Consider the following 2158-nt stretch of genomic DNA (forward strand, 5'->3'; position numbering starts at 1 on the left):
CCCCGGCGGGGATCACTGCTGCAGGCCGGGGTACAGCGGGAAGGCGGCCGTGAGCGCGGCTACACGAGCGCGGAGCGCCTCGAGGTCGGCACCCGGCAGCAGGGCGAGGGCGATGATGTCAGCGACCTCGGTGAACTCCGCGTCGCCGAAGCCGCGGGTCGCGAGGGCCGGGGTGCCGATGCGCAGACCGGACGTGACCATCGGCGGACGCGGGTCGTTGGGGACGGCGTTGCGGTTGACCGTGATGTGGATCTCGTGCAGGAGGTCTTCGGCCTGCTTGCCGTCGATCTCGGCCTCGCGGAGGTCCACGAGCACGAGGTGCACGTCGGTGCCGCCGGAACGGACCGCGATGCCCGCCGCCTTCACGTCGTCCTGGGTGAGGCGGTCGGCGAGGATCGACGCCCCGCGGAGGGTGCGCTCCTGACGCTCCTTGAACTCGGGCGTCTTCGCGAGCTTGAACGCCGTCGCCTTCGCCGCGATGACGTGCATGAGCGGACCGCCCTGCTGACCGGGGAAGACCGCGGTGTTGATCTTCTTGGCCAGGTCGGCGTCGTTGGTGAGGATCAGGCCCGAGCGGGGGCCGCCGATCGTCTTGTGCACCGTCGTGGACACGACGTGCGCGTGCGGGATCGGGCTCGGGTGGACGCCCGCGGCGACGAGACCGGCGAAGTGCGCCATGTCGACCCACAGGTACGCGCCGACTTCGTCGGCGATCGCGCGGAAGGCTTCGAAGTCGAGCTGACGCGGGTATGCCGACCAGCCCGCGATGATGACCTTCGGCTTGTGCTCGAGCGCGAGACGACGCACCTCGTCCATGTCGATGATCGAGGTCTCGGGGTCGACGCCGTACGCGACGATGTCGTACAGGCGGCCCGAGAAGTTGATCTTCATGCCGTGCGTCAGGTGGCCGCCCTGGTCGAGGGCGAGGCCGAGCAGCGTGTCGCCGGGACGGGCGATGGCGTGCAGCACGGCGGCGTTCGCGGAGGCACCGGAGTGCGGCTGGACGTTGGCGAAACCCGCACCGAACAGCGCCTTCGCGCGCTCGATCGCGAGCTCCTCGGCGACGTCGACCTCTTCGCAGCCGCCGTAGTAGCGGCGACCCGGGTAGCCCTCGGCGTACTTGTTGGTCAGCACCGACCCCTGCGACTGGAGCACCGAGACCGGGACGAAGTTCTCGGACGCGATCATCTCGAGATAGCCGCGCTGGCGGTCGAGCTCGCGCTCGAGCACCTGGGCGATCTCGGGGTCGACCTCCGAGAGCGGGGCGTTGAAGTACGGATCGGTCATGCGATCTCCTTGACGATGGTTCCGGATGCCGCAGGCTCGGGCGAGCCCTGGGAGTTACCGCACCGACCCAGGCGTGCGGTCGAATACCGTCAAGCGGTCGCTCCCCGGTGGTTCCCCACCTCAACGCCAGTCGCGACGCCCTCACCCTACCCGGTTTCGCCCGCGACGCGCCCGGGAGAACGCCTCGCCCGCGAGGTATCCCGGATGCCGACCTCCCTCGCCCGCGTAAAATGGCGGGGTGACCGACACTCCCCACGTCAGCGCGCAGGCGCCCCTCGCCCCCGGCATGCGCCCGCGCCCGACCGCGGTCGAGATCGGCAGCGTTCTGTGCGGTGTCGTCGCGTTCGTGACGCTCGCGATCTGGGGCTTCACCGGCTGGCCGTTCCCGTGGAACATCGTCGCCGGCATCGGCGCGCCGCTGCTGGCGTTGCTCGTGTGGGCGTTGTTCGTCTCGCCGCGCGCGGTGCTCGCCGTGCACCCGTTCGTCCGCGCGATCGTCGAACTGTTCGTGTACGCGGCGGCGACCATCGCCTGGTGGAGCATGGGACAGGCGTGGATCGGGCTGATCTTCGCGATCGTCGCCGTGACCGTCGGAGCGCTGAACGGTCGGCGCCGACTGGGCTGAGTCCTCCCCGAACTGCTCTCGCCGGGCGCGGTCTTCGCTTTCCAGGCGGGGTGCCGTCGGCGTAACCAGAACGTGACAATGCTCACGGTCGGACCGCAGGATCCCCCTCTTACCATGGGAAGACTGACTTCCTGGGGGGTTCACTTATGACCGACGGCGCGAACGGCACCGACGGCGTCACCTACGCCTGGGCTCCTGCCGAGCCCGCGAAGCGGAAGAACCGCTCGGGACTGTGGATCGGCATCC

At 69.7% G+C, this 2158-nt stretch carries 2 protein-coding genes and 1 riboswitch; of the genes, one reads left to right on the forward strand and one right to left on the reverse strand.

From position 1 onward, the window contains the following. Positions 1-12 precede the first annotated feature (12 nt). Positions 13-1287: a serine hydroxymethyltransferase gene (gene glyA / locus AVW09_RS14695; protein WP_063258767.1), complete on the reverse strand. Its 1275-nt coding sequence runs from the start codon at positions 1285-1287 to the stop codon at positions 13-15. A 58-nt stretch (positions 1288-1345) separates the two neighbouring features. Further along, positions 1346-1431, reverse strand: a riboswitch (ZMP/ZTP riboswitch). Between the two features lie 94 nt (positions 1432-1525). Here glyA and AVW09_RS14700 point away from each other — a divergent pair. Continuing rightward, positions 1526-1912 (forward strand): YrdB family protein, encoded by a 387-nt coding sequence (locus AVW09_RS14700; RefSeq protein WP_063258768.1) that lies wholly within the window; start codon positions 1526-1528, stop codon positions 1910-1912. Positions 1913-2158: the final 246 nt, after the last annotated feature.

This window comes from Microbacterium sp. T32 (genome assembly GCF_001619615.1).
Lineage (GTDB): Bacteria > Actinomycetota > Actinomycetes > Actinomycetales > Microbacteriaceae > Microbacterium.